21 protein-coding genes and 1 pseudogene are annotated in these 20,683 nt (G+C 61.2%); 2 read left to right on the forward strand and 20 right to left on the reverse strand.

Going from position 1 to position 20,683, the window contains the following annotated elements; genetic code table 11:
* Positions 1-17: 17 nt before the first annotated feature.
* The 4 genes from ACIU1A_RS03645 to ACIU1A_RS03660 form a co-directional block, all read right to left on the reverse strand.
* Complete coding sequence (locus ACIU1A_RS03645; RefSeq protein ID WP_404926634.1) at positions 18-578, reverse strand: PQQ-dependent catabolism-associated CXXCW motif protein; 561 nt, start codon at positions 576-578, stop codon at positions 18-20.
* On the reverse strand, positions 575-1,468 hold the full coding sequence (locus ACIU1A_RS03650) for a substrate-binding domain-containing protein (protein WP_140524717.1): 894 nt from the start codon (positions 1,466-1,468) through the stop codon (positions 575-577). The genes ACIU1A_RS03645 and ACIU1A_RS03650 overlap by 4 nt, the downstream gene beginning before the upstream one ends.
* On the reverse strand, positions 1,440-1,964 hold the full coding sequence (locus ACIU1A_RS03655; RefSeq protein WP_404926635.1) for a c-type cytochrome, methanol metabolism-related: 525 nt from the start codon (positions 1,962-1,964) through the stop codon (positions 1,440-1,442). Before ACIU1A_RS03655 ends, ACIU1A_RS03650 begins: the two co-directional genes overlap by 29 nt.
* 177 nt (positions 1,965-2,141) lie before the next feature.
* Positions 2,142-4,043, reverse strand: a complete 1,902-nt coding sequence (locus ACIU1A_RS03660; protein WP_404926636.1) for a methanol/ethanol family PQQ-dependent dehydrogenase — start codon at positions 4,041-4,043, stop codon at positions 2,142-2,144.
* A gap of 685 nt (positions 4,044-4,728) precedes the next feature.
* On the opposite strand from ACIU1A_RS03660, the gene ACIU1A_RS03665 reads away from it, so the two are divergent.
* Entirely contained in the window at positions 4,729-5,082 is a 354-nt protein-coding gene (locus tag ACIU1A_RS03665) for a hypothetical protein (protein ID WP_140498241.1), read from the forward strand.
* Between the two features lie 52 nt (positions 5,083-5,134).
* On the opposite strand, the gene ACIU1A_RS03670 is transcribed toward ACIU1A_RS03665, so the two are convergent.
* From ACIU1A_RS03670 to ACIU1A_RS03695, 6 genes and pseudogenes are all read right to left on the reverse strand, one after another.
* Positions 5,135-5,998: a quinoprotein dehydrogenase-associated SoxYZ-like carrier gene (locus ACIU1A_RS03670; protein ID WP_404927847.1), complete on the reverse strand. Its 864-nt coding sequence runs from the start codon at positions 5,996-5,998 to the stop codon at positions 5,135-5,137.
* Between the two features lie 117 nt (positions 5,999-6,115).
* A pseudogene (locus ACIU1A_RS03675) lies at positions 6,116-7,086 on the reverse strand (quinoprotein relay system zinc metallohydrolase 2).
* 34 nt (positions 7,087-7,120) lie between these two features.
* The gene (locus tag ACIU1A_RS03680; protein WP_404927848.1) at positions 7,121-7,861 is read right to left on the reverse strand and encodes an ABC transporter ATP-binding protein; all 741 of its coding nucleotides are present in this window, start codon (positions 7,859-7,861) and stop codon (positions 7,121-7,123) included.
* Positions 7,830-8,576 carry an ABC transporter permease gene (locus ACIU1A_RS03685; RefSeq protein ID WP_224519073.1) on the reverse strand — a complete coding sequence of 249 codons (747 nt, stop codon included), beginning with the start codon at positions 8,574-8,576 and terminating at the stop codon, positions 7,830-7,832. Before ACIU1A_RS03685 ends, ACIU1A_RS03680 begins: the two co-directional genes overlap by 32 nt.
* Before the next feature lie 77 nt (positions 8,577-8,653).
* Positions 8,654-9,640 carry an ABC transporter substrate-binding protein gene (locus ACIU1A_RS03690; protein ID WP_404926637.1) on the reverse strand — a complete coding sequence of 329 codons (987 nt, stop codon included), beginning with the start codon at positions 9,638-9,640 and terminating at the stop codon, positions 8,654-8,656.
* Positions 9,641-9,671: 31 nt separating this feature from the next.
* Positions 9,672-9,881, reverse strand: coding sequence for a hypothetical protein (locus ACIU1A_RS03695; protein ID WP_140498232.1), 210 nt, complete (start codon positions 9,879-9,881; stop codon positions 9,672-9,674).
* A gap of 361 nt (positions 9,882-10,242) precedes the next feature.
* Here ACIU1A_RS03695 and ACIU1A_RS03700 point away from each other — a divergent pair, with 361 nt between their 5' ends.
* On the forward strand, positions 10,243-10,623 hold the full coding sequence (locus ACIU1A_RS03700; protein WP_404926638.1) for a c-type cytochrome: 381 nt from the start codon (positions 10,243-10,245) through the stop codon (positions 10,621-10,623).
* Positions 10,624-10,671: 48 nt separating this feature from the next.
* On the opposite strand, the gene gph is transcribed toward ACIU1A_RS03700, so the two are convergent.
* Genes gph through ACIU1A_RS03750 form a run of 10 tightly spaced genes read right to left on the reverse strand, consistent with a single transcriptional unit; the run spans position 10,672 to position 20,648 of the window.
* Positions 10,672-11,373, reverse strand: a complete 702-nt coding sequence (gene gph, locus ACIU1A_RS03705) for a phosphoglycolate phosphatase (RefSeq protein ID WP_404926639.1) — start codon at positions 11,371-11,373, stop codon at positions 10,672-10,674.
* Positions 11,370-11,927 (reverse strand): thioredoxin family protein, encoded by a 558-nt coding sequence (locus ACIU1A_RS03710; protein WP_404926640.1) that lies wholly within the window; start codon positions 11,925-11,927, stop codon positions 11,370-11,372. Before ACIU1A_RS03710 ends, gph begins: the two co-directional genes overlap by 4 nt.
* A gap of 21 nt (positions 11,928-11,948) precedes the next feature.
* Complete coding sequence (gene rpe, locus ACIU1A_RS03715) at positions 11,949-12,635, reverse strand: ribulose-phosphate 3-epimerase (RefSeq protein WP_404926641.1); 687 nt, start codon at positions 12,633-12,635, stop codon at positions 11,949-11,951.
* Between the two features lie 60 nt (positions 12,636-12,695).
* Entirely contained in the window at positions 12,696-13,634 is a 939-nt protein-coding gene (gene cbbX / locus ACIU1A_RS03720; protein ID WP_404926642.1) for a CbbX protein, read from the reverse strand.
* Between the two features lie 7 nt (positions 13,635-13,641).
* Complete coding sequence (locus ACIU1A_RS03725; protein ID WP_404926643.1) at positions 13,642-14,076, reverse strand: ribulose bisphosphate carboxylase small subunit; 435 nt, start codon at positions 14,074-14,076, stop codon at positions 13,642-13,644.
* A gap of 18 nt (positions 14,077-14,094) precedes the next feature.
* Positions 14,095-15,588 carry a ribulose-bisphosphate carboxylase large subunit gene (locus ACIU1A_RS03730; RefSeq protein ID WP_140498217.1) on the reverse strand — a complete coding sequence of 498 codons (1,494 nt, stop codon included), beginning with the start codon at positions 15,586-15,588 and terminating at the stop codon, positions 14,095-14,097.
* Positions 15,589-15,609: 21 nt separating this feature from the next.
* Positions 15,610-16,689: a class II fructose-bisphosphate aldolase gene (fba, locus tag ACIU1A_RS03735; protein ID WP_404926644.1), complete on the reverse strand. Its 1,080-nt coding sequence runs from the start codon at positions 16,687-16,689 to the stop codon at positions 15,610-15,612.
* 11 nt (positions 16,690-16,700) lie between these two features.
* Entirely contained in the window at positions 16,701-18,710 is a 2,010-nt protein-coding gene (gene tkt, locus ACIU1A_RS03740) for a transketolase (RefSeq protein ID WP_404926645.1), read from the reverse strand.
* A 10-nt stretch (positions 18,711-18,720) separates the two neighbouring features.
* Positions 18,721-19,593 carry a phosphoribulokinase gene (locus ACIU1A_RS03745; RefSeq protein WP_140498210.1) on the reverse strand — a complete coding sequence of 291 codons (873 nt, stop codon included), beginning with the start codon at positions 19,591-19,593 and terminating at the stop codon, positions 18,721-18,723.
* Between the two features lie 8 nt (positions 19,594-19,601).
* Positions 19,602-20,648, reverse strand: a complete 1,047-nt coding sequence (locus ACIU1A_RS03750) for a class 1 fructose-bisphosphatase (protein WP_140498207.1) — start codon at positions 20,646-20,648, stop codon at positions 19,602-19,604.
* Positions 20,649-20,683: the final 35 nt, after the last annotated feature.

Below are 20,683 nucleotides of genomic sequence, written 5' to 3' on the forward strand. Positions count from 1 at the left end.
AATAGCAAAACCTTCCTTCAATTGTTCGTTTCATATGGTCTTTTCACCTCCAGCGGAAGATTTGCACCTTCCCACCCATCAGCGCCGAGTGGATACCAGATTACCGAACTGTAGCCCCACTCGATCGCCCGTTTGGCGGCATTCCAGGACATCCAGCAATTCGTCATGCAATAGAACAGAATCGCTCGCGATTTGTCCGTGCCGGCCTTGGCTTCGAGGCCTTGGCGAAAATAGCTGGTGGTCTCTTGCGAAATAGCGCCGTATCCCACGTTGGCCAGCCATGTACTGCCTGGAATGTCCTTTCTAACCTTGTCTCTCCATATCGTTCCTACCGGCAAATTGGTCGGCTTGGGCGTGTTCGGCATCACGTCGAAGAAGACAGCTTTCTTCGCTCGCCACAGCGCTTCAGCTTCCGCCGTCGTCACCACCCTGGCGCCTTGCAGCGTCGGCGGCACCGGCGCCCGATAGTCGTCCATCCGGTACCCCCTGGGTTCGGCGATCTCGCCAGCCCGCGTCGGTTCGGCCAGACCCATAAGGCTCGCAGCGACCAGCAAAAAAACAGCCTCCTTTCCCTTCATTGGGTGATCGGATTGTCGTGTTCGTCGATCAGCGGCACGTTGTAACTCAGCAGGAGCCTGTTGATCTCCGCCTGGTTTTCCCTGATCACCCGGTTGAGCGTCCGCTTCCATTCCTGGTCGGACGGACGTACGCCCATGGTGATGCGGTAGGACATGCGCGAGCCGGTTTTTTCCTTTACCAGCGGAACAATCGCCACATCGGCTCCAAGTTGCTTGGCATAGTAGCCTGCCATCGGTCCCCACAGGACCGCCGCGTCGATCTTGTGGGCCAGCATGTCCTTGATCATGACCTCCCCCATGGAGGGGGTGACACGCGTATCCACCGCAAGCGGATAGATCTTGGCGGTCCGCAGAAGCTTGTTGGCGGCCATGTTGGCGGTTGGCGGCGTGCGCTCGACAACCCCGATCGTCTTGCCCGTGAGTTTGGGATCCTCGATCGTTTCGACGCCCTCCATATCGTTGCCCTTCGGGTAGACCAGCACATATGTGGAGCGATAATAGGCGTTGGTGTTCTGCACCAGTTCATCGCCTTGGGCATAGCCCATGATGATGTCGCATCGGTTCGCTCCCAGCGTGTTGCGAACGAAGCCGGTGACAAGTGGAAACCAGGTATAGGCGACGGACTTCCGTCCGGTTTTCGCGGCTACCAGTTCGGCAAGTTTGTTTTCGAAGCCTTCGCCGCTCTTGTCGGTGAAGGGCATATTCGAAGGATCGGCGCAGACGCGCAGAATGTCGGGATCGACCAGTTCTCCCGCCGCGCCGAGGCCGGCGCCTTGCGCCTGCGCGTTCGATGGCAACAAGGCCAGTGCGCCGAGAATCGGCAGAACGACGCGCAGCTTCAATGCACCGCAGCCGTTCATGTCATCCGCCCATGCAGGATGCTTCGGCATCCTTCGCCGCCTGCGGCTTGTCTTCGTGCTTGGGCGGCCTGCCGCGTGGCGCCGCACCATCGGCGCGCGCGCGCAGGTAGACATAGAGATCGTCCAGGTAGCAATAGACGTTCTTGTTGTCGCCAAAGGCAGGCATGACGTTTTCCTTGCCGCCGCCGACATTCTTGCGGCCCTCGGCGACGATCGAGAGGAACGTGGCGTAGTCCATGGTTTTCAAGCTGTTGACCAGGGCCGGCGCGTAGCTCGAACCTGTCGCATCCTGTCCGTGACAGACATGGCAATCGGAGTGATACCGGCGGTAGCCGCTGAACGTGTACCAGTCGACGGTTCCGTTCTCGATCTTGTAGGTCGGATTTCCATCCGCATCCAAATGCTTGCCGCCTTCTTGCTTCACCGCCTTGGCTTTTTCCATGCTGTCCTCGGCCCACGCCACGCCTGAGCTTGCCAGAGGCAGCAGAGCCAGGACGAAAGCCGAAATTACAATGCGAACGGACATTCAAACGCTTCCTTCATTTGCCGTGGACACGGTTTTGCTGCCGTGGCCGGCATTGATCGGTGTGTCGGGGGTGCAACCGCATCGAGAGCCCGGCCATGGTTTCGGATGATCCGGGCTCTCGTTCTTCAACCCTCCGGTCCAAAAAAGACCCGAGGCGTGCTTAAGGTTCCCCGCCCGTCAGTCCGGGAGACCGAAGACGGTGAGCTGACCGCCCAGCGTCGTATAGTCCGCAAGTGCCGCGTAGCCGCCGACGGCACCCAGGCCAGCGGTACCAACGACCGCGGACTGATCGCCTTGCGCACGGCCCTGATCGACGGCGCCATGCCAGGCAGCAGCGTTGTCAGGCGAAAGCAGACCGCCTGCCAGACCGATACCTGCCCACCCACCGACGCCGGACAGAACGGCGATGTACTGCTTGCCGTCATGCTCGTACGTGGTGATGTTGCCGATGATGCCGGACGGGGTCTTGAACTTGTAAAGTTCCTTGCCGTCCTTATCGATCGCCTTGATGTAGCCTTCGAGCGTGCCGTAGAAGACGACGTCGCCATCTGTCGCCAACGCGCCCGACCACACGGAGAACTTCTCAGGCTTCGACCAGACGATCTCGCCCTTGGCCGCATCCCAGGCAATGAAGTTGCCCATGCTGCCGTCGCCGCCAGGTGCCGGGTACATCGACACTGTGGCGCCAACATAAGGCTGACCGGCGGTGTAGCTTACCTTGTACGGCTCATAGTCCATGCAGACATGGTTGGTCGGAACATAGAACAGGCCGGTTTTCGGCGAATAGGCAGCCGGCTGTTGATCCTTCGTTCCAAGCGCCGCCGGGCAAATACCCGTCGAGTTGGTGTCTTCGCCGTTCTGCTGGGTCGAATATTTCGCCACGACCTGCGGGCGACCATACTGTTCGCTCTTTGGGTCCATGACGACTTCCGTCGCCCAGTTCACCGCTGGATCGTATTTCTTGGCGACGAGAAGCTCGCCGGTGGCGCGATCCATGGTGTAGGCGAAACCATTACGATCGAAATGCACCAGCACGTCGTGTTTGGCGCCATTGACCTCCATGCCGTCGACGAGGATCATCTCGTTGATGCCGTCATAGTCCCATTCGTCATGCGGGGTCATCTGGTAGAGCCATTTGGCAACACCGGTATCGGCATCGCGGGCCATGATCGTCATTGACCAGCGGTTGTCGCCAGGCCGTTGGACCGGGTTCCACGTCGAGGGATTGCCGGTGCCGTAGTAGACCAGGTTCAGCTTGGGATCATAGGAATACCATCCCCATGTCGTGCCGCCGCCTGTCTTCCATTGCTCGCCTTCCCAGGTGTTGGTGCCGGAATCCTTGCCTACCGGCTTGCCCAGCTGGGTGGTTTTCTCGGGATCGATCAGGGTGTCGGCGTCTGGACCTTCCGAATAGGCTTTCCAGGCAAGTTTGCCGTCTTTCAGATTGTAGGCGGCCAGCCAGCCGCGAACGCCGAATTCGGCGCCGGACACGCCGATGAGTACCTTATCCTTGACCACGACGGGGGCAGCCGTGCCGGATTCGCCTTTGCCGCCGTCGGTCATGTCGCCATTCTTGACCGACCAGACGACCTTGCCGGTCTTTGCATCGAGGGCGACGACCGTGGTGTCGGCCTGATTGAGAATGATCTTGCCGTCACCATAGGCAACACCGCGATTGACCGTATCGCAACACATGATCGGAATGACGTTCGGATCCTGCTTGGGCTCGTATTTCCAGAGGATCTTCCCGTCATTCTTGAGGTCGAGCGCAAAGACATTGTTCGGGAAGGGCGTATGGACATACATCACATCGCCGATGATCAGCGGCCCACCCTCATGCCCGCGCAGCACGCCGGTGGAAAAGGTCCATTTGACCTGCAGGTTCTTCACATTATCCGCAGTAATCTGGTTGAGTTTGGAATAGCGGGTGTTGGCGTAGTCACCCGTCTGCATCGCCCAGTTCTTCGCATCCGAAGCGAGCTTTGCAAGATCCTCGTTGGCCGACGCCGTATAGGCCGCGCCGAGCGACAGAAACGCCGCAGTGGTTAGAACATACGTAGCTTTCGTAAGTACACGCATCCGAATTCCTCCCGGGGTTCACAGTGATGAATCGACTGTTAGGCCCACAAGGGCTCGCCCAAGCGATTCACGGGGGGAAATATTTCCGGCAGCGTGTCACGACCTAAGCCAGATGTGCAGAGGGCACCGTTACTGCCCACCTCACTTTGGCCTACGAAAGACTGTCGCCGCTCCCTAATGACGGTGACGCCCTTGAAGCCGGAAACAGGGAAAGGCTATGTCATCCCAAAAGGCGAGGCAAGCAAAAAAGGCCTAGTGCATTGTTGCACCGCAATACTCTAAATGATGCGCTGCAATATACAGAAATGAACAGAACTACAAGCTTAATATGAAGTGTTTTACGCCTCCGTGGAGACCGAGAACAGTATTAAGATAGTCTTACGGTCGATCTTTTGATTTTAATATACAACAAGGTTATTTGATAATGTTTATCGGCGACCATCTTGGATGGCATGTAAAAAGTCTCGCCGTTGCCCGGTATTGAGCGAGATACGAAGCGGTCGTAGGAGCCTGGGCGCGGAGCCGGTGATCAAGTCGTCATCCGCAGCTATCGCTCGTGGACAGCCCTTTCCTCCTTTGGTCGTATACGGAACCCATGGGTGCTTGACTGGCTTTACGGCGCGTTGCCAACTGGCACGCCGATCCCGTCCGGGCGCATCGAACCCGGACCAACCGGAGATTCCTCATGATCAGATATGTTGGATTTTCGACCTTGCCGCTGCTCTTCACCGCGACGCTGGCCATCGCAAACCCGGCGGGTGCTGCGGGAGATTATCCCACGGTAACGGTTGTCGACTACGTGCTCGGCTGCATGCGAACGAACGGCCAGACGCGTCAGGCGCTGGAAAGCTGTTCCTGCTCGATCGACGTCATCGCCTCGATCCTTCCCTACGACCACTATGAGACGGCTGAGACCTTCAAGAGCATGTCTTTGACAACAGGGGAAAACGCAGGACTGTTTCGCGAAAGCGCACCGGCGAAGGCAGCCCGTACAGAGCTGAAGCGCGCGCAGTCTGAAGCCGACGTGCGTTGCTTCTAAAGATCAAGCGTGCCCATCGCGGTGGCAGTGCGGCATACCGTATTTCGAGACTTCAGAGCCCTGTTTTCTCCAGCGGCCACTGATTGCGGAATACCTTGCCATCCGTGTCGATCGCTTCGACCTGGATTTCACCATTGCCGTGCGCCGTGAAATCGAATCGGAAATTAGGGTCTTCCGAAATCGATATTCCACCTTCCATCGAGAGGATCGGCCGGCCGGCCTGCGAGATCGACAGCTTCTGAACAAAATGCGCGGGAATGAAATACTGGGTCAGTGGATCCCGCTGCAGGCCCGAATTGTTCGGGTGGCGGATCATCAACTGCAACTCCTCTGCCTTGCTCATCGTCTCTTGGGGTGGGAACTGGCGCAACTTCATCTGCCCCATCGTCGCCATGGCCTCGTCCTGGTTCTTGACCGCAGGGGCGGAGCAGCCGCCTGACGCCTTGACGAAGGTCTGAGCCATGTGGAGTTGGCCGCCTTGAGTCTCCGCTATGGCACGCAAATAGGAATAATCGTTGACGCGCACGCGTGTCGACAGATGTGTCACCCCGGCGTCCTTGCCGATCTGGAACGTTGCCGCCACCGGCGCAGGATTGGCGTCGATGATCAAGGTCACGGATTTGATGCCGTCCGGCGCCTTGGCTGAGTCGACATAGATGTCGACAGGCACGATGGCGGCATCTTGCGCCCGCTTTGGCGCTTCGATCCTGACCACGCCGGTATCGACCAGAATAGCTCGGTCGCCGAACACGTCGCCTTTCAAGTCTTCCCAGATCTTCTCTGAAGAAGCCGTTGTTTGCTGTGCGTTGGCGGCTGAGGAGACGCCGAACAGCGTACCGATGGTCAAGATGATTGCGGCCAAGAACGGTGCCAGCGACAAGGCGAACTGCCTGCTCGCGTAAGCGTGATTTTGCATTTCGATGCCTCCACCAATGCAACAGAGGTGGTGCCCAGGCTGGCGTTTAGAATATGCCTTTGACGACGCGTTGGCAAATCGCCCCACTTCATGATCTCTGGCGCATGTCGGTGTGGTCTATTCCCATTCGAGTTCAGCAAAAGCAGCCGTTGCGTTGCGCTCATTGTAGTCGTCGAACAGGTGCCATTTGCCCCGTTCGCTTCCGGCGGCGGTTTTGACGGCCTCTCGGAGCGGCGTCCCGTCGGCGATCGCCTTGCGGATATCGCGCGCCAGAATCTCGAAATAGCGCCGTTCTCCTGCCAGCGCCTGCGGCCAGTCGGCCGGCACCGGACCATGACCCGGAACGACGCGCGCGGCGCCGATCGCGGCGAGCGCATCCATCTGGCGGAGCCAGCCAAGCAGCGATCCGTCGAGCGTCGGCAAGGAGCCCATGAACACGAGATCGCCGGCAAAGAGCGTGCTGGTCTCGGGGTCGAAGACGGTCAGGTCGTTGTCGGTGTGCGCAGCCTTCCATGCCCGCAGTTCGAGCATGCGCCCCCCGAGATCGAGTTCCAGGCGATCGTCGACCAGCATCGCCGGCGAAACGATCTCGACTCCTTCATAAGCGCTTCGCCGACCTGTTCGCGATAATTGTGCAGATAGAACGCACCACGCGCCTCGAGAGCACGCGGCAAATTGCGATGGCCAACAATGGTCGCGCCGATCTCCCGGAATGCCGCATTGCCGAAAATGTGGTCGGGATGCATGTGGGTGTTGATCAGGAAGCGAACCGGTTTTGCGGTTATCTTTCCGATCGCGGCGAGCAAGGCGTGCGCCTCGGTCAGGCTGCCGCCACTGTCGACGACGGCAACTGCATCGGTGCCGACGACGACGCCCAGATTGCAGATGGCACCGTCGTTGGTGGCGGTCATCAATTCATCCACGCCCTGGAAGGCGAAGACGCCATCGGCGATTTGGCGGACCGAGAACCGCAGGCCACCGGCCGCGGCCAGGGCGGCTCGTCCGAGGCAGCAGGGCAGCAAGGCGGCGCTGACGGCGGTGCAGGCAAACCCACTCATAACCCTGCGTCGTAGCCGATCAATCGACATGGGGTCCTCCGATATGCATTCGCCATCAGGGCGTTTAGATGACGCCCGGAAATCTTTGCCGGAACGACCGCAGAAGGTCGCTCATCACCTGTGAATTGCGATGTTGCCGAGGCAACCGCACGTCGAACACGCCCAGCACATGTGCTGGTCGCGGCGCGAGCACGATGATGCGATCCGACAGCATCAGCGCCTCGCGCAGATCGTGCGTTATCATCAAGGCGGTCGTAGGCCGTGCCGACCACACCGACAGAAGCAGGTGACGAAGCCGCTCGGCGGTCTGGTGGTCGAGCGAGACAAACGGTTCGTCCAGGACAAGCATCGCCGGCTCGGTAGCGAAGGCCCTGGCAAGTGCTGCCCTGCGCGCAAGGCCGAGCGACAGTTCCGCAGGATAGAGCGAGCGCATGCCGGCGAGGCCGAGAGTTTCAAACAGACCGTCGAGGTTCTTCGTTCTCAAGCTTTTCGGCAACGCCAGCCTGACATTCTGCTCCACCGTTCGCCACGGCAGCAAGATCGGCTCCTGGAACACGGCCGCGATGCGGTTGGAGCCTCCTTGCGGCAACTGGAAGGATCCGGAAAAATCCTTGTCCAACCCAAGCAGGATACGCAGCGTCGTGGTTTTGCCGCAGCCCGACGGTCCCAGCAAGCAGGCGAATTCGCCTTGCCGGACCTCGAAGGAAAGGTCCTGAAGCGCCGTGATCGAGACGCCTTGCGCGGACCTGAAAGTCTTTTCAGCGATATCGACCCTAAGCGGGACGACGGCGCCAACGGGTTGCATGTCGTTCAACGGGTTGCACCAGAAGAAGTTCGATGACGAGCATCACCGCCACGAAAGCCAGTGTGTAGGCAAGAATGGCGGCGACGTCGAAGAGCTGGAAATAGAGATGGATCTGGAAGCCGACGCCGTTCGACCGGCCGAGCAGTTCGACGACCAGGACGATCTTCCAGATGAGGGCGATGCCGGATCGTGACGCGGCGGCAAGATAGGGTTGCAATTGCGGCAGCAGGATGTGGCGGATGCGATCGAGAGGACCGAAGCGATAGACAGTGGCCATTTCGGCGTAGCTCGGATCAAGCGCCCTGGCGCCCTCACGCATCGTCACCACGACATTCGGGATTTTGTTCACCGCCACCGCGCCGATCGCCGCCGCCTCGTTGAGGCCGAACCAGATGTAGCCGAGGACGATGACCACCAGCGCCGGGATGTTGAGGAACAGAATTACCCATGGGTTGAAAAAGCGGTCGGCGCGACGATAGCTGCCGAGCAAAACGCCGATGACCGATCCTATGATCATCGCGACGATATATGCCGCGGCGACCCGGCCGAGGGTCGCGCCGAGATGATAGAAGAGGTCGCCGCTCGCAGCCTCCCTGAGGAGCACCTGCCAGACCTGTCCCGGCCCCGGGAGGGCACGGCTCCGCCAGACACTCGCCGCAAGGCTCCACAGCAGGCAAAGCCCGAGCAAGGAAACCGCCACGGTCAGCGCGGGCATCAGCGTTGTCGCCAAGCTGGATCGCCCGGACATGCTCGTCGGGGCACCTCGCGTGCCGTTGCTGGTTTCCGGTGCGGTCATTCCGTGCGGTCCTGCCAGAATGTGCCGGGCGCCATCTCGGGCGCGCTGCCGACCAGCTTCGCGCCACCGATCGCCGCCAGCACGTGATAGAGCTTGCCGGCGTCGGCCGCTTCCTCGGCGACCGCCCGCCTGGGGATGCCTTGGCGGTAGCGTTCGCGCAGTTTTTCCAGTTCTTTGCCTTCCGCGCGAATGATCGGCGCCATGCGCAGCCACTCCTCGTCGGATCTGGCCAGCAGGTCCTTGGCTTGCGCGGAGGCCCTGACGAAGCCCCTGGCGGCCTCCGGGTTCTCGTTCGCCCATTGGTCGTGGAAGACGTAACCGAGTGCCGACACAGGTCCCAAGGCGCCGAGCGCACGCGCCGCATCGTTCACGCCCATCAATCGACGAAAGCCGTTGGCCTCGAGACGGGCGCAAAAATGCCAGAAATTCAGCACCGCATCGAGTTCGCCCTGCATGGCCTTTTCCGAAATCAGCGGTGGCGCGCCAAAGATGATGTCGCTGGTTGCCAACAGGTCGACCCCGTAGTCGCGTCTGGTCAGAGCCTGTATCAGGAGCCAGCTCTTGTCGAGCGGGCCACCAGCGACGCCGATCTTCCTGTGCTTGAGGTCGGCGACCGTCCGGATCGGCGACCCCTCCTTCACCATGATCGCCCCCACAGCGGTCGAATAGGGGGCTAATGTGAAATCGCCGCCTTCCGACCGTTGGCGCGAGACCCACAACCAGTCGGAGACGATCATGTCGATCGCACCGGCCAGCAAGGCGACGTTGGTCGCGTCCTCCCCGGCGAAATCGATGATCTCCAGATCGATCCCGTTCGCCACATCGAATTTGTGTTGCCTCAACGTGTCGAGTTCCCAACTCACGGTTCCAAACTTCAGGATACCGACGCGAATCCTGGCTGCTGCAAAGACAGGCCTTGCGGCAAGAGCAGCGACTGTGCCGAGAACCGCTAGACGCAGCGTGTTGCGCCGTGAAATCATCATGACACCTCCTCCCTGGGCTCCAGGACGTCACTCAGATCGCTCGTTCCTTGCTCGGAAAGGCGCATTTCCAGCGCATGACCTTGAGGGCCGGGTGTTCCTGAGACCATTTCGCGATCTCGCTGGGTGCAAGGAACATGCATTGGAGCAGAGAGCCGCGGCTCTCGAAATAGAGGTGTTCGTCTCGGCAATTGCCCGGATTGGTGCTGAGGCACACCGTCAATATGAGATCGACCATATCCATTTAGCACCTCTTGCGCTCCGGGACGCCTGTCTCGACTGGTCCGGCCCAATAAGGAGCCTGGACAAAATCGCCAGTTGCCGGATTCCCGAGGTGCCAGTGGAGAAACCGGAATGTCTTGAAGCTACGCATTCGCCCGATAGCCGTCAACAAAGACGAATGCCGGTACCCTGGGTACCCAAGCCTCTATACCTTTATACGATTGACTTTCACCGCACGCCAACTAGCTTTCCGATTCACGCGGCGCCGCTTCACAAACGGGGAGCGGATACTCCACTCCGCCGCGTAAGGTGCATGCCAACGGATGAAAGATCGGCATGCGCAAAATCGTCCAGGGCACCCAGACGATCCATGAGGAAATGCCATGCGCGCAATCGCATTTATCGCAGTCGTGTTTGCTGTGTCCTTTATCACAAGCCAATCCCAGGCACAGGATGCCGCGGCGGGTGAGAAGGTCTTCGCCAAATGCAAGGTCTGCCATGTCGCCGACCAGGACAAGAACAAGGTCGGCCCGTCGTTGAACGGCGTCATCGGCCGGACGGCTGGCACACACCCGGGATTCAGTTACTCCCAAGCGATGGTCGCGGCAGGCAAGTCCGGCGTCAAATGGGACGAACCCACGCTGACGACTTATCTTCGCGATCCCAAGGCTATGGTCAAAGGAACGAAGATGGCGTTCGTCGGCCTCAAGCAGGACCAAGACATCGCCAACGTCATCGCCTATTTGAAGCAATTCTCGAAATAGCGGCGCCGCCGGCCGTTCGAACTTGCGTCCGGCCGGCGTTCGCCCCGATCAAGCACCGGCTTGCAGCCCCTGCATCGCCGCAGGCAGGTCGAAAAGGCTGTCGCAAACCTGGTCGGCGCCAAGCTCTTCAACCGGAAAATGGGTGTATCCGCCGCGCAGCAGAATGACGGGCACGCCGGCGGCGCGTGCGGCGCCTGCGTCGGCGCCACTGTCTCCCACCAGCAGCGCGTCACAGGGGTCGACTCCAAGCTGGGCGAGCGCCAGCAGCAGAGCATCGGGCGCGGGTTTCAGGCATGTCACCGCGTCTCCGCCAATGATCGCACGGAAATATTCCGTCAGTCCGAAATGCAGCAGGATCTCGCGAGTCGCCAACTGCGGTTTGTTGGTCGCCACGCCCATGGCCATTCCCTTCGCGTAGAAGTGTGTGAGAACCTCCCTGACGCCAGGCATCAGTCTTGTCAGGCCGGTCAGATGTCGGCTGTAGATCGGCGCCATGACGCGGTTGGCCTCATCGAGCGCGTTGCCGACGAGCGGCGCTCCCGACGCCGCGAAGGCCCGCTCGATCAATTTCCTGACGCCGCCACCGATCATGGCCTTGACCTGGTCCAGGCGCAACGGCGGCAGATCGCGGCTGGCCAGCAACTCGTTGACGGCGGCCGCTATATCAGGCGCCGAATCGACCAGTGTGCCGTCGAGGTCGAACAGGATCGCCTTCGGCGGTCGAAGCGACCTACCTGCGCCGACATTCATGCAGCATCCTTCCACTTGATCGAGCAGCCGATCGAGGCGATCTGGTCGAACGGACCATCGCCGGTTCGAGCAACCTGCTTCATCGCCTCGAACAGATCGCGTCGCAGCCCGAGCGGTCCGGATTCGCGTCGCGACGCGTCCAGCCGGCCGCGATATTGCAGTCTCAGTTCGCTGTTGAACCCGAAGAAATCGGGAGTGCACACCGCTGCGTAGTCGCGCGCTACGGTCTGCGCCTCGTCGTGCAGGTAAGGGAAGCTGAAGCCGTTCGTCATGGCGAAGCGCTTCATTTGGTCGAAGGAATCGTCCGGATAGGCGTCGGCATCGTTGGAGTTGATCGCGACGAAGCCGATACCTTCGGCCTTGAGGTCATTGGCGTCGCGCACGATGCGAGAGATCACGGCCTTCACATAAGGGCAGTGATTGCAGATGAAGGCCACGACCAGGCCATTCGGGCCGGCGTGACCGAAGATGGAATGCGACGTGCCGTCGACGCCGGGCAAAACGGCATCGATGGCGGGCCAGCCGAAATCACATACAGGTGGGACCGCAGCCATGTTCGTCTCCCCGACAACGGTTTACGCGGCTTTCCGGATCGCGCCATCGGCCGCCTGTCTGATGGCGCCGATATTGGCACGATAGGCTGCCTCGGTGCCTCCCTTGAATACAGCCGAACCGGCGACCAGTACGTTGGCGCCAGCCGCGGTGACCAGCGGGGCGGTTTCGGCCGTGACTCCGCCGTCGATCTCGATGTCAATCGGGCGATGGCCAACCAAAGCCTTGATCCGTCTGACTTTCTCGATGACCGCTGAAATGAAGGCCTGGCCGCCGAAGCCTGGATTGACCGTCATCAGCAGCACCAGATCGAGCCGGTCGAGCACATACTCGATGACGCTCTCCGGCGTCGACGGATTGAGCGACACCCCGGCCTTCTTGCCAAGATTCCTGATCGCCTGCAATGAGCGGTCGAGATGCGGTCCAGTCTCGGCATGCACCGTGATGATGTCGCAACCGGCATCGGCGAAGGCGGCCAGATAGGGGTCGGCCGGTGCGATCATCAGATGGCAGTCGAAGACCTTGTCCGTTCGGCCACGGATCGCCTTGATGACCGGTGGACCGAAGGTGATGTTGGGCACGAAATGCCCGTCCATCACGTCGAGATGGATCCAGTCGGCGCCCGCCTGAACGACAGCTTCGACCTCGTCTCCGAGCCGCGAGAAATCCGCGGAAAGCACAGAGGGCGCGATGATTGTCCTGGTGACCATGGTGGTCGTCTCCAATTTCTGTCTTTCGTCTCGGGTCGCCCGCCAGCCGGCTTCGTCCTGTCAGCGCGCCTTCGTCTCCGGTTCGCCTTCGAGCTTCCCTTCCGCGAATACGCGGCTGCCGCGGATATCGGATTCCTCGATGGTGATAAGGTCTGCCTTGGTCAGGGCACGGCTTCGCGATGCGAAAAGCCGATTGGCCTGGCGAAGCCGCGCCCGGTCCAGCCCATTGCGCACCGAGCGCGCGTTGGAGAAATGCGGCAGCCTCATTCGGATCGGAAGATACTCTTCGAGGGCCTGGGCGGCCGCGTCGCTGAGGCGGTAATTTTGCTCCGCCAGCATGATCTCGGCGATCGATTTCAGCTCACTGACGCCGTAGTCGGGAAAATCGAGGTGGTGGGCGATGCGCGAACGCATGCCGGGATTGCTGTCGAAGAAACGGTCCATCTTGTCCTTGTAGCCGGCAAGGATCACGACCAGGTCGTCACGATTGTTTTCCATGCATTGCAGCAGGATCTCGATCGATTCCTGGCCGTAGTCGCGTTCGTTCTCGGGCTTGTAGAGGTAATAGGCCTCGTCGATGAAAAGCACGCCGCCCATGGCACGCTTGATCACGTCGCGCGTCTTGGGTGCGGTGTGGCCCACATACTGGCCGACGAGATCGTCGCGCGTCACCGCGACCAGGTGGCCTTCGCGGACATAGCCGAGTCGATGCAGGATTTCGGCCATCCTCAGCGCCACGGTGGTCTTGCCCGTGCCGGGGTTTCCCGTAAAGTTCATATGCAGTGTCGGTGCGCCCGAGGTCAGTCCGAACTTGCGGCGAAGCCGGTCGACCAGGAGAAGGGCCGCGATCTCGCGGATGCGGTTCTTGATCGGCTTCAGTCCAACGAGTTCGCGGTCAAGCTTATCCATCACCTCGTCGATGTTGGACGCTTCGAACTCGGCCTGCAGATCAACCAATTCGTCCTGCGCGGCTGCGCCTTTGGCTATCGTGTCCAGCATGGCTCAGCTAGCTCCGCTCGCCCTCGGGCCTGTCGGTGGCATAAGGCACGATCGAATAGCCCTGGCTGCGGCCGTCACGCTCCTGGCGCAGCAGCCGGAACCCGGGTTCGCTGGGTGGCCGGTTGACGATGAACGACATGCGCGGCGCTTCCCATCCCTTGGTCGAATCGAAGGCGGTTACCCGGACATACATGTTCGGACAGGCTTTCCGGCAAGCGTTGACTTCGAGCAGGATGCCCGCCGGGTCTCTCAAATCGAACATCGGGTTGCCGTACATTTCCCAATAGGTGTTTCGCGGATGCGGATCGTCCGTGTACTCGACGCTGACGGCCCAGTGGTTCTTCAGCGCATATTTGATCTGCGCCGAAATCTGCTCATCGGTCAGGTGGGGCAGGAACGAGAACTGTCCCTGCGTGACCTTGTTTCCCGGATTGGTCATCATGGCGACGGTTCCTTTCTTCTAGAAGCTGGGCGTTGCGGTTGGCACGAAGTCGGCCGTGTCGGTCGATTCATAGTTGAAGGTGACATCCTTCCAGGTCTCCAGGGCAGCCTTCAGCGGGGTGCACCATTTGGCCGCCTGTTCGAGGATTTTGGTTCCTTCGCGCAAATAATCGCGTCCCTCGTTGCGGGCCAGGATCATCGCTTCCAATGCAACGCGATTGGCCGTCGCGCCTGCCTGGATGCCGTCGGGATGGCCGATCGTGCCGCCACCGAACTGCAAGATGACGTCCTCGCCGAGATAATGGATCAACTGGTGCATCTGGCCGGCATGGATACCGCCCGAGGCGACGGGCATCACCTTGTTGAGCGAGGCCCAGTCCTGATCGAAGAACAGCCCGGTTTCGAGGTTCTGCGGCGTGCGTTCCTCGCGCAGCGTGTCATAAAACCCCTTGATCATGAGCGGGTCGCCTTCCAGCTTGCCGACCACAGTGCCGGCATGGATATGGTCGACGCCGGCCATGCGCATCCATTTGCAGATGACGCGAAAATTCATGCCGTGGTTCTTCTGGCGCGAATAGGTTGAGTTGCCGGCGCGGTGCAGGTGCAGGATCATGTCGTTGCGGCGTGCCCACTTGGCCATCGACTGGATCGCCGTGTAGCCGATGACGAGGTCGATCATGATGATGCAGGAGCCAAGCTGTTTGGCGAATTCGGCGCGCTCGTACATCTCCTCCATCGTGCCGGCGGTGACGTTGAGATAATGGCCCTTGACCTCGCCGGTGGCAGCTGAAGCCTTGTTCACCGCCTCCATGCAGTAGAGGAAGCGGTCGCGCCAGTGCATGAAGGGTTGCGAGTTGATGTTCTCGTCGTCCTTGACGAAGTCGAGGCCACCCTTCAGCGCCTCGTAAACGACGCGGCCATAGTTGCGGCCTGACAGCCCCAGCTTCGGCTTCGTCGTCGCGCCGAGCAGCGGACGGCCAAACTTGTCGAGCCGCTCACGCTCCACCACGATGCCGGTTGCGGGTCCCTGGAAGGTTTTGAGATACGCGACCGGGATGCGCATGTCTTCCAGCCGCAGCGCCTTGACCGCCTTGAAGCCGAACACGTTCCCGATGATCGACGCGGTCAGGTTGGCGATCGAACCCGGCTCGAACAGGTCGAGGTCGTAGGCGATGTAGGCGAAGTACTGTTGCTCGGTCTTGGTGCCGGGACCGGTGTTTGGAACCGGCTCGGATCTGAACGCCTTGGCGCGGTAGAGCTCGCAGGCTGTCAGCCTGTCGGTCCACACCACGGTCCAAGTCGCGGTCGAGGATTCACCGGCGATGGCGGCCGCTGCCTCCTCGTGGTCGACGCCGGGTTGCGGCGTGATCCGGAACATCGCGATCAGATCGGTCTCCTTGGGCCTGTAGTCCGGCTCCCAGTAGCCCATCTTCTTGTAAGGGATGACCCCTGACTTGTAGCGTTCCTTGCCTTCCTTGAGCGTACCCGCTGGCAGCATATCGATCTTGTTCATGACAGGTCTCCTGTTTGTTGCTCAGGCGGCTTTCGCGGTTGCGATATGGGGCGCGAGTTTTCCCGCGGCATAGCGTTTGGCCATCTCGTCCATGGCGATGACCTTGATCTTCGAGGCGTTGGACGCCGTGCCGAAACGCTCGAAGCGGTCTCGGCAAAGATCGTGCAAGGCGTCCATGGCGGGCTTCAGGAATTTTCGGGGATCGAACTCGCGCGGATTCTCCGTCGCGACGCGGCGGAACTGCCCGGCCATGGCCATGCGGCAATCGGTGTCGATGTTGACCTTGCGCACGCCGTAGCGGATGCCGCGCTCGATTTCCTCCACCGGGACGCCAAAGGTCTGGGGCATCTCGCCGCCATATTTGTTGATGATGTCCTGCAGTTCCTGTGGCACGGAGGAAGAGCCATGCATGACCAGATGCGTGTTGGGTAGCTTCTCGTGGATCGCCTCGATCACCTGCATGGCCAGTATGTCGCCGTCCGGCTTGCGGGTAAATTTGTAAGCGCCGTGCGAGGTGCCGCAGGCGATCGCCAGCGCGTCCACCTGGGTTGCGGCCACGAAGTCGACCGCCTGATCGGGATCGGTCAAGAGTTGGTCGTGGGAGAGCGCGCCCTCGGCGCCGTGGCCATCCTCGGCCTCGCCCTGGCCGGTTTCCAGCGATCCGAGCACGCCCAGTTCGCCTTCGACGGAAGCCCCGACCCAATGCGCCATGCGTCTGACTCGTTCGGTTACGGCGACGTTGTAGGCATAGCTTGCCGGCGTCTTGGCATCTGCCATCAGGGATCCGTCCATCATCACCGAGGTGAAGCCGTGGCGGATCGCGGAAAGGCAGGTGGCCTCGTCGTTGCCGTGGTCCTGATGGATGCACAGCGGAATGGTCGGATGCATTTCAGTCAATGCCTCCATCATTTTGGCCAGCATGACGTCGTTGGCGTAGGACCGGGCCCCACGTGAGGCCTGGATGATGACAGGCGCGTCGCAGGCTTTGGCCGCTTCCATGATTGCGAGGCCCTGTTCCATGTTGTTGATGTTGAATGCAGGGACGCCGTAGCCGTGCTCGGCGGCATGGTCGAGAAGCTGGCGAAGGGTGATGCGGGCCATTGTGGGTCCTCCTAGATGATGAGCTTCAGCGCCGCCGCAGCAACCGCTTCGGACGTTATGTTGAAATGCCGGTACAGATCGGGGGCAGGGGCGCTGGCGCCGAAACCGGCCATGCCGACGACAGCGCCCGTCTCGCCGACCCAGCGGTCCCAGCCCAGCCGGGCCGCCGCTTCGACCGCGACGCGCGGCGCGGAGCCGAGAATGGCCTTGCGGGTGGCGCTTTCCTGCTCCTCGAAAAGCTCCCAGCATGGCATCGAGACGACCGCGGCGGCGACGCCATGCTCGGTCTCCAGCCTTTCAGCGGCGGCAACCGCGATCTCGACCTCCGAGCCGGTTGCGATCAGGGTGACGGCACGGTGCCTGGCTGGCTCGCGCAGGATGTATGCGCCCTGGCTGGAGCGGTTCGCGTCGCTGTGCGCCTCACGCAGCATCGGCAGGTTCTGGCGCGACAGCACCAGCACGCTCGGCCGATCCCTGCTCTCCAGCGCAAGTTCCCAGCATTCCGCCGTTTCGATGATATCCGCTGGGCGAAAGACATTGAGGTTCGGCGTGGCACGCAGCATCGCCAGGTGCTCGACCGGCTGATGCGTCGGGCCATCCTCGCCGAGGCCGATGGAATCATGCGTCATCACGTAGATGACGCGCTGACCCATGAGCGACGAGAGCCGTATCGCGCCACGCGCATAGTCCGCGAAGCAGAGGAACGTACCGCCATAGGGCACGAAGCCTCCATGCAATGCGATGCCGTTCATGGCGGCGGCCATGCCGTGTTCACGAATGCCGTAGTGAATATAGCGGCCGGCATAGTCGCTCGGCGCAATGCGTTTCATGCCCTTGGTGATCGTCAGATTCGAGTGCGTCAGATCGGCCGAGCCGCCGACGGTCAATTCCGTGGCGCCGTTGATGACCTCCAGCGCCATTTCGGAAGCTTTTCGCGTTGCCACCTTGGTTGCCTTCTCGACATGCTCTCGGCGAAAGGCATCGAGCGCTTCGAAGACCGCGTCGGGCAGTCTGGCGGCGACCGCGTTCTCGAAGGCCTCGCGCCGCGGCGAGGCGGCAAGCCGCTGCTCCCAGGCGCCCCGCATCGCTTCGCCGCGGCCGGCAATTTCGCGCCAGGCGAAAAGCACGTCGTCCGGCACCTCGAACGGCGCGAAGGTCCAGCCGATGTTCTCGCGGGTCGCGGCGATCTCTGCTTCGCCCAGCGGCGCGCCATGCGTCTTCTCCGAGCCGCCGAGGTTGGGGGCGCCCTTGCCGATTACAGTGCGGCAGGCAATCAGCGACGGTCGATCCGACTGCCGCGCCGCCTCGATAGCCGCGGCGACGGCTTCCATGTCGTGGCCGGAGACCGTTTGGACATCCCAGCCGGCGGCTTTGAAGCGCGCCGGCTGGTCCATCGACGTGGACAGAGAGGTTGGCCCGTCAATGGAGATCGCATTGTCGTCCCAGAAGACGATCAGGCGGGAAAGCTTCAGGTGGCCGGCGAGGTCGATCGCCTCGTGGCTGATGCCTTCCTGCAGGCAGCCGTCACCTGCAATCACATAGGTATGATGGTTGACCAGATCGGCACCGTAGCGGGCAGCAAGCATGCGCTCCGCCAACGCCATGCCGACCGCCGTGGAAATGCCTTGTCCGAGCGGGCCGGTGGTGGTCTCGACACCAAGCGCGTGGCCATATTCGGGATGTCCGGCCGTGCGGCTGCCCAGTTGCCGAAACCGCTGCAACTCCTCGATCTGCATGTCTTCATAGCCGAGCAGATAGTGCAGCGCGTATTGCAGCATCGAGCCATGGCCGGCTGAAAGCACGAAACGGTCACGGTCGGGCCAGCCCGGCCTGGAAGGATCGATATTGATGAAGCGGTTGAACAGCACCGTTGCGAGATCGGCCATGCCCATCGGCATGCCGGGGTGTCCCGAATTCGCTTTTTGGACGCTGTCCATCGCCAGCACGCGAATGGCGTTCGCCATGTCGAGCTCCGAGACGACGGCGGCGGCGGCAGGCTTTAGTGCTGTTTGGCTGGTCATGGCGTTCTCCTCACGACACACGGCTCTTGCGTTCGATCAATTGCAGGATGAGCGGCGTCAGGATCAGCTGCATGGCAAGGTCGAGCTTGTTGCCTGGCACCACGATGGAATTTGGCCGCGACATGAACGAGTCGTGGATCATCGACAGCAGATAGGGAAAATCGATGCCGCGCGGATTGGCGAAGCGGATAACCAGCATCGATTCGTCAGGCGTCGGAATCCAGCGCGCGATGAAGGGGTTGGACGTATCGACGATCGGCACGCGCTGGAAATTGATGGCGGTCTGCGAGAATTGCGGGACAATGTAGCGGACATAGTCGGGCATCCGGCGCAGGATCACGTCCATCACCGCCTCGGTGGAATAGCCGCGTGTCGAACGATCGCGATGGATCTTCTGGATCCATTCGAGATTGATGACCGGCACGACGCCGATCTTGAGATCCGCATGCTTCGCCAAATTGATCGTGTCGGTGACGACACAGCCGTGCAGCCCCTCGTAGAAGAGCAGGTCGCTGGGACCGAACTCGCGCCATTCGGTAAAGCTTCCCGGTGGCGTGCCGTACTGCTTTTCCTCTTCCTCGTCATGGATGTAGGTGCGGGTTCTTCCGGATCCCCGGCGGCCGTATTCCGCGAACACCTCTTCGAGAATCCCGAGTTCGTTGGCCGCGGCATGGAAGTGGGTGAAGTTCGGATTGCCGGCCTTCTCCTCTTCGGCCACCTTTGCCTTCATCGCGGCGCGGTCGTAGCGGTGGAATGCGTCGCCTTCGATGAACGCGGCCTCGATGTTCTCGCGCCGGAAGATCAGCTCGAAGATACGCTTGACCGAAGTGGTGCCGGCGCCCGACGAGCCGGTGATGGTGATGATGGGGTGCTTGGCTGACATGGTGCTGCTCAGGCTCTGAAGAGGCCACGGCGGCTGAACAGCGGCGCTCGTTCGCCGATGTTGCTCGGCTCGGTGTGGTAGCGGGTGACGCGCGCGACCTCCCGCGCCGACCCGAAGACCATCGGCACGCGCTGGTGCAGGCTGTCGGGTTCGATGTCCAGGATGCGGTTGATCGTATCGGTGGCCGCACCGGCAGCCTGTTCTATGAGATAGGCAATCGGGTTGGCCTCGTAGACCAGGCGCAGCCGTCCCTGACCGTAGCCCTTGCGCCGGTCGCCGGGGTAGAGAAACACGCCGCCGCGCATCAATATGCGGTAGCAGTCGGCGACCAGGGAGGCAATCCAGCGCATGTTGAAATCCTTCTCTCGCGGTCCTTCGGTGCCCTCCAGGCAGTCGTCGACATAGAGCCGCACGGCCTCGTCCCAGTGCCGGTAGTTGGCGGCGTTGATGGCGAACTCCTGGGTGCGTTGCGGAATGATCCGGCTCTCGTAGGCCTGGACGAAGGTGCCGAGCCTGGCCGACAGGACGAAGATATGCGTACCGCTGCCGAGCGACAGGACGAGCGCCAACTGCGGCCCATAGATGAAGAAACCGGCGCCTAGCTGATTCACGCCCGCCTGCAAAAAAGAGGCGGCCGGATCGGCATCCGGCGCGCCAGTTGCGGGCAGGAGCGAGAAGATCGTTCCGATCGACACGTTGGTGTCGATGTTGGAAGAGCCGTCGAGCGGGTCGATGGCAATGGCGAGTGGTGCTTGCCCGTCGAGCAGGACCGGCTGCTCCAGCTCCTCGGAAGCGTAGAGCGCGACCGGAGCGTGGCGCATGGCGTCGAGGAAGATGTCGTCGGAGAAGACGTCGAGATCCTTCTGGACATCGCCGTCGGCGTTGGCGCCACGGGTCCCGGCAAAGGCGGCGCCGAGCACACCTTGATTGATGGTATTGCGGATCTTGCTGGCGGCCTGTGTCAGCTGACGGACAGTCGTCACGACCGCGGAGCGGAGTTCGTCCGGCTGGCCGAGATAGGAGTTCAGAAAAGCGTCGAGCGTTGCCGCTGGCATCGTAACCTCCCGATCAGCCGCGTCTCCTCGGATCG

It is taken from the genome of Mesorhizobium maamorense, from assembly GCF_044998965.1.
Classification (GTDB): domain Bacteria; phylum Pseudomonadota; class Alphaproteobacteria; order Rhizobiales; family Rhizobiaceae; genus Mesorhizobium.

Coding starts and splice junctions, on each gene's coding strand:
- ACIU1A_RS03645 (WP_404926634.1), bottom strand. CDS start 578: ATGAAGGGAAAGGAGGCTGTTTTTTTGCTGGTCGCTGCGAGCCTTATG.
- ACIU1A_RS03650 (WP_140524717.1), bottom strand. CDS start 1,468: ATGCCGAAGCATCCTGCATGGGCGGATGACATGAACGGCTGCGGTGCA.
- ACIU1A_RS03655 (WP_404926635.1), bottom strand. CDS start 1,964: ATGTCCGTTCGCATTGTAATTTCGGCTTTCGTCCTGGCTCTGCTGCCT.
- ACIU1A_RS03660 (WP_404926636.1), bottom strand. CDS start 4,043: ATGCGTGTACTTACGAAAGCTACGTATGTTCTAACCACTGCGGCGTTT.
- ACIU1A_RS03665 (WP_140498241.1), top strand. CDS start 4,729: ATGATCAGATATGTTGGATTTTCGACCTTGCCGCTGCTCTTCACCGCG.
- ACIU1A_RS03670 (WP_404927847.1), bottom strand. CDS start 5,998: ATGCAAAATCACGCTTACGCGAGCAGGCAGTTCGCCTTGTCGCTGGCA.
- ACIU1A_RS03680 (WP_404927848.1), bottom strand. CDS start 7,861: ATGCAACCCGTTGGCGCCGTCGTCCCGCTTAGGGTCGATATCGCTGAA.
- ACIU1A_RS03685 (WP_224519073.1), bottom strand. CDS start 8,576: ATGCCCGCGCTGACCGTGGCGGTTTCCTTGCTCGGGCTTTGCCTGCTG.
- ACIU1A_RS03690 (WP_404926637.1), bottom strand. CDS start 9,640: ATGATGATTTCACGGCGCAACACGCTGCGTCTAGCGGTTCTCGGCACA.
- ACIU1A_RS03695 (WP_140498232.1), bottom strand. CDS start 9,881: ATGGATATGGTCGATCTCATATTGACGGTGTGCCTCAGCACCAATCCG.
- ACIU1A_RS03700 (WP_404926638.1), top strand. CDS start 10,243: ATGCGCGCAATCGCATTTATCGCAGTCGTGTTTGCTGTGTCCTTTATC.
- gph (WP_404926639.1), bottom strand. CDS start 11,373: ATGAATGTCGGCGCAGGTAGGTCGCTTCGACCGCCGAAGGCGATCCTG.
- ACIU1A_RS03710 (WP_404926640.1), bottom strand. CDS start 11,927: ATGGCTGCGGTCCCACCTGTATGTGATTTCGGCTGGCCCGCCATCGAT.
- rpe (WP_404926641.1), bottom strand. CDS start 12,635: ATGGTCACCAGGACAATCATCGCGCCCTCTGTGCTTTCCGCGGATTTC.
- cbbX (WP_404926642.1), bottom strand. CDS start 13,634: ATGCTGGACACGATAGCCAAAGGCGCAGCCGCGCAGGACGAATTGGTT.
- ACIU1A_RS03725 (WP_404926643.1), bottom strand. CDS start 14,076: ATGATGACCAATCCGGGAAACAAGGTCACGCAGGGACAGTTCTCGTTC.
- ACIU1A_RS03730 (WP_140498217.1), bottom strand. CDS start 15,588: ATGAACAAGATCGATATGCTGCCAGCGGGTACGCTCAAGGAAGGCAAG.
- fba (WP_404926644.1), bottom strand. CDS start 16,689: ATGGCCCGCATCACCCTTCGCCAGCTTCTCGACCATGCCGCCGAGCAC.
- tkt (WP_404926645.1), bottom strand. CDS start 18,710: ATGACCAGCCAAACAGCACTAAAGCCTGCCGCCGCCGCCGTCGTCTCG.
- ACIU1A_RS03745 (WP_140498210.1), bottom strand. CDS start 19,593: ATGTCAGCCAAGCACCCCATCATCACCATCACCGGCTCGTCGGGCGCC.
- ACIU1A_RS03750 (WP_140498207.1), bottom strand. CDS start 20,648: ATGCCAGCGGCAACGCTCGACGCTTTTCTGAACTCCTATCTCGGCCAG.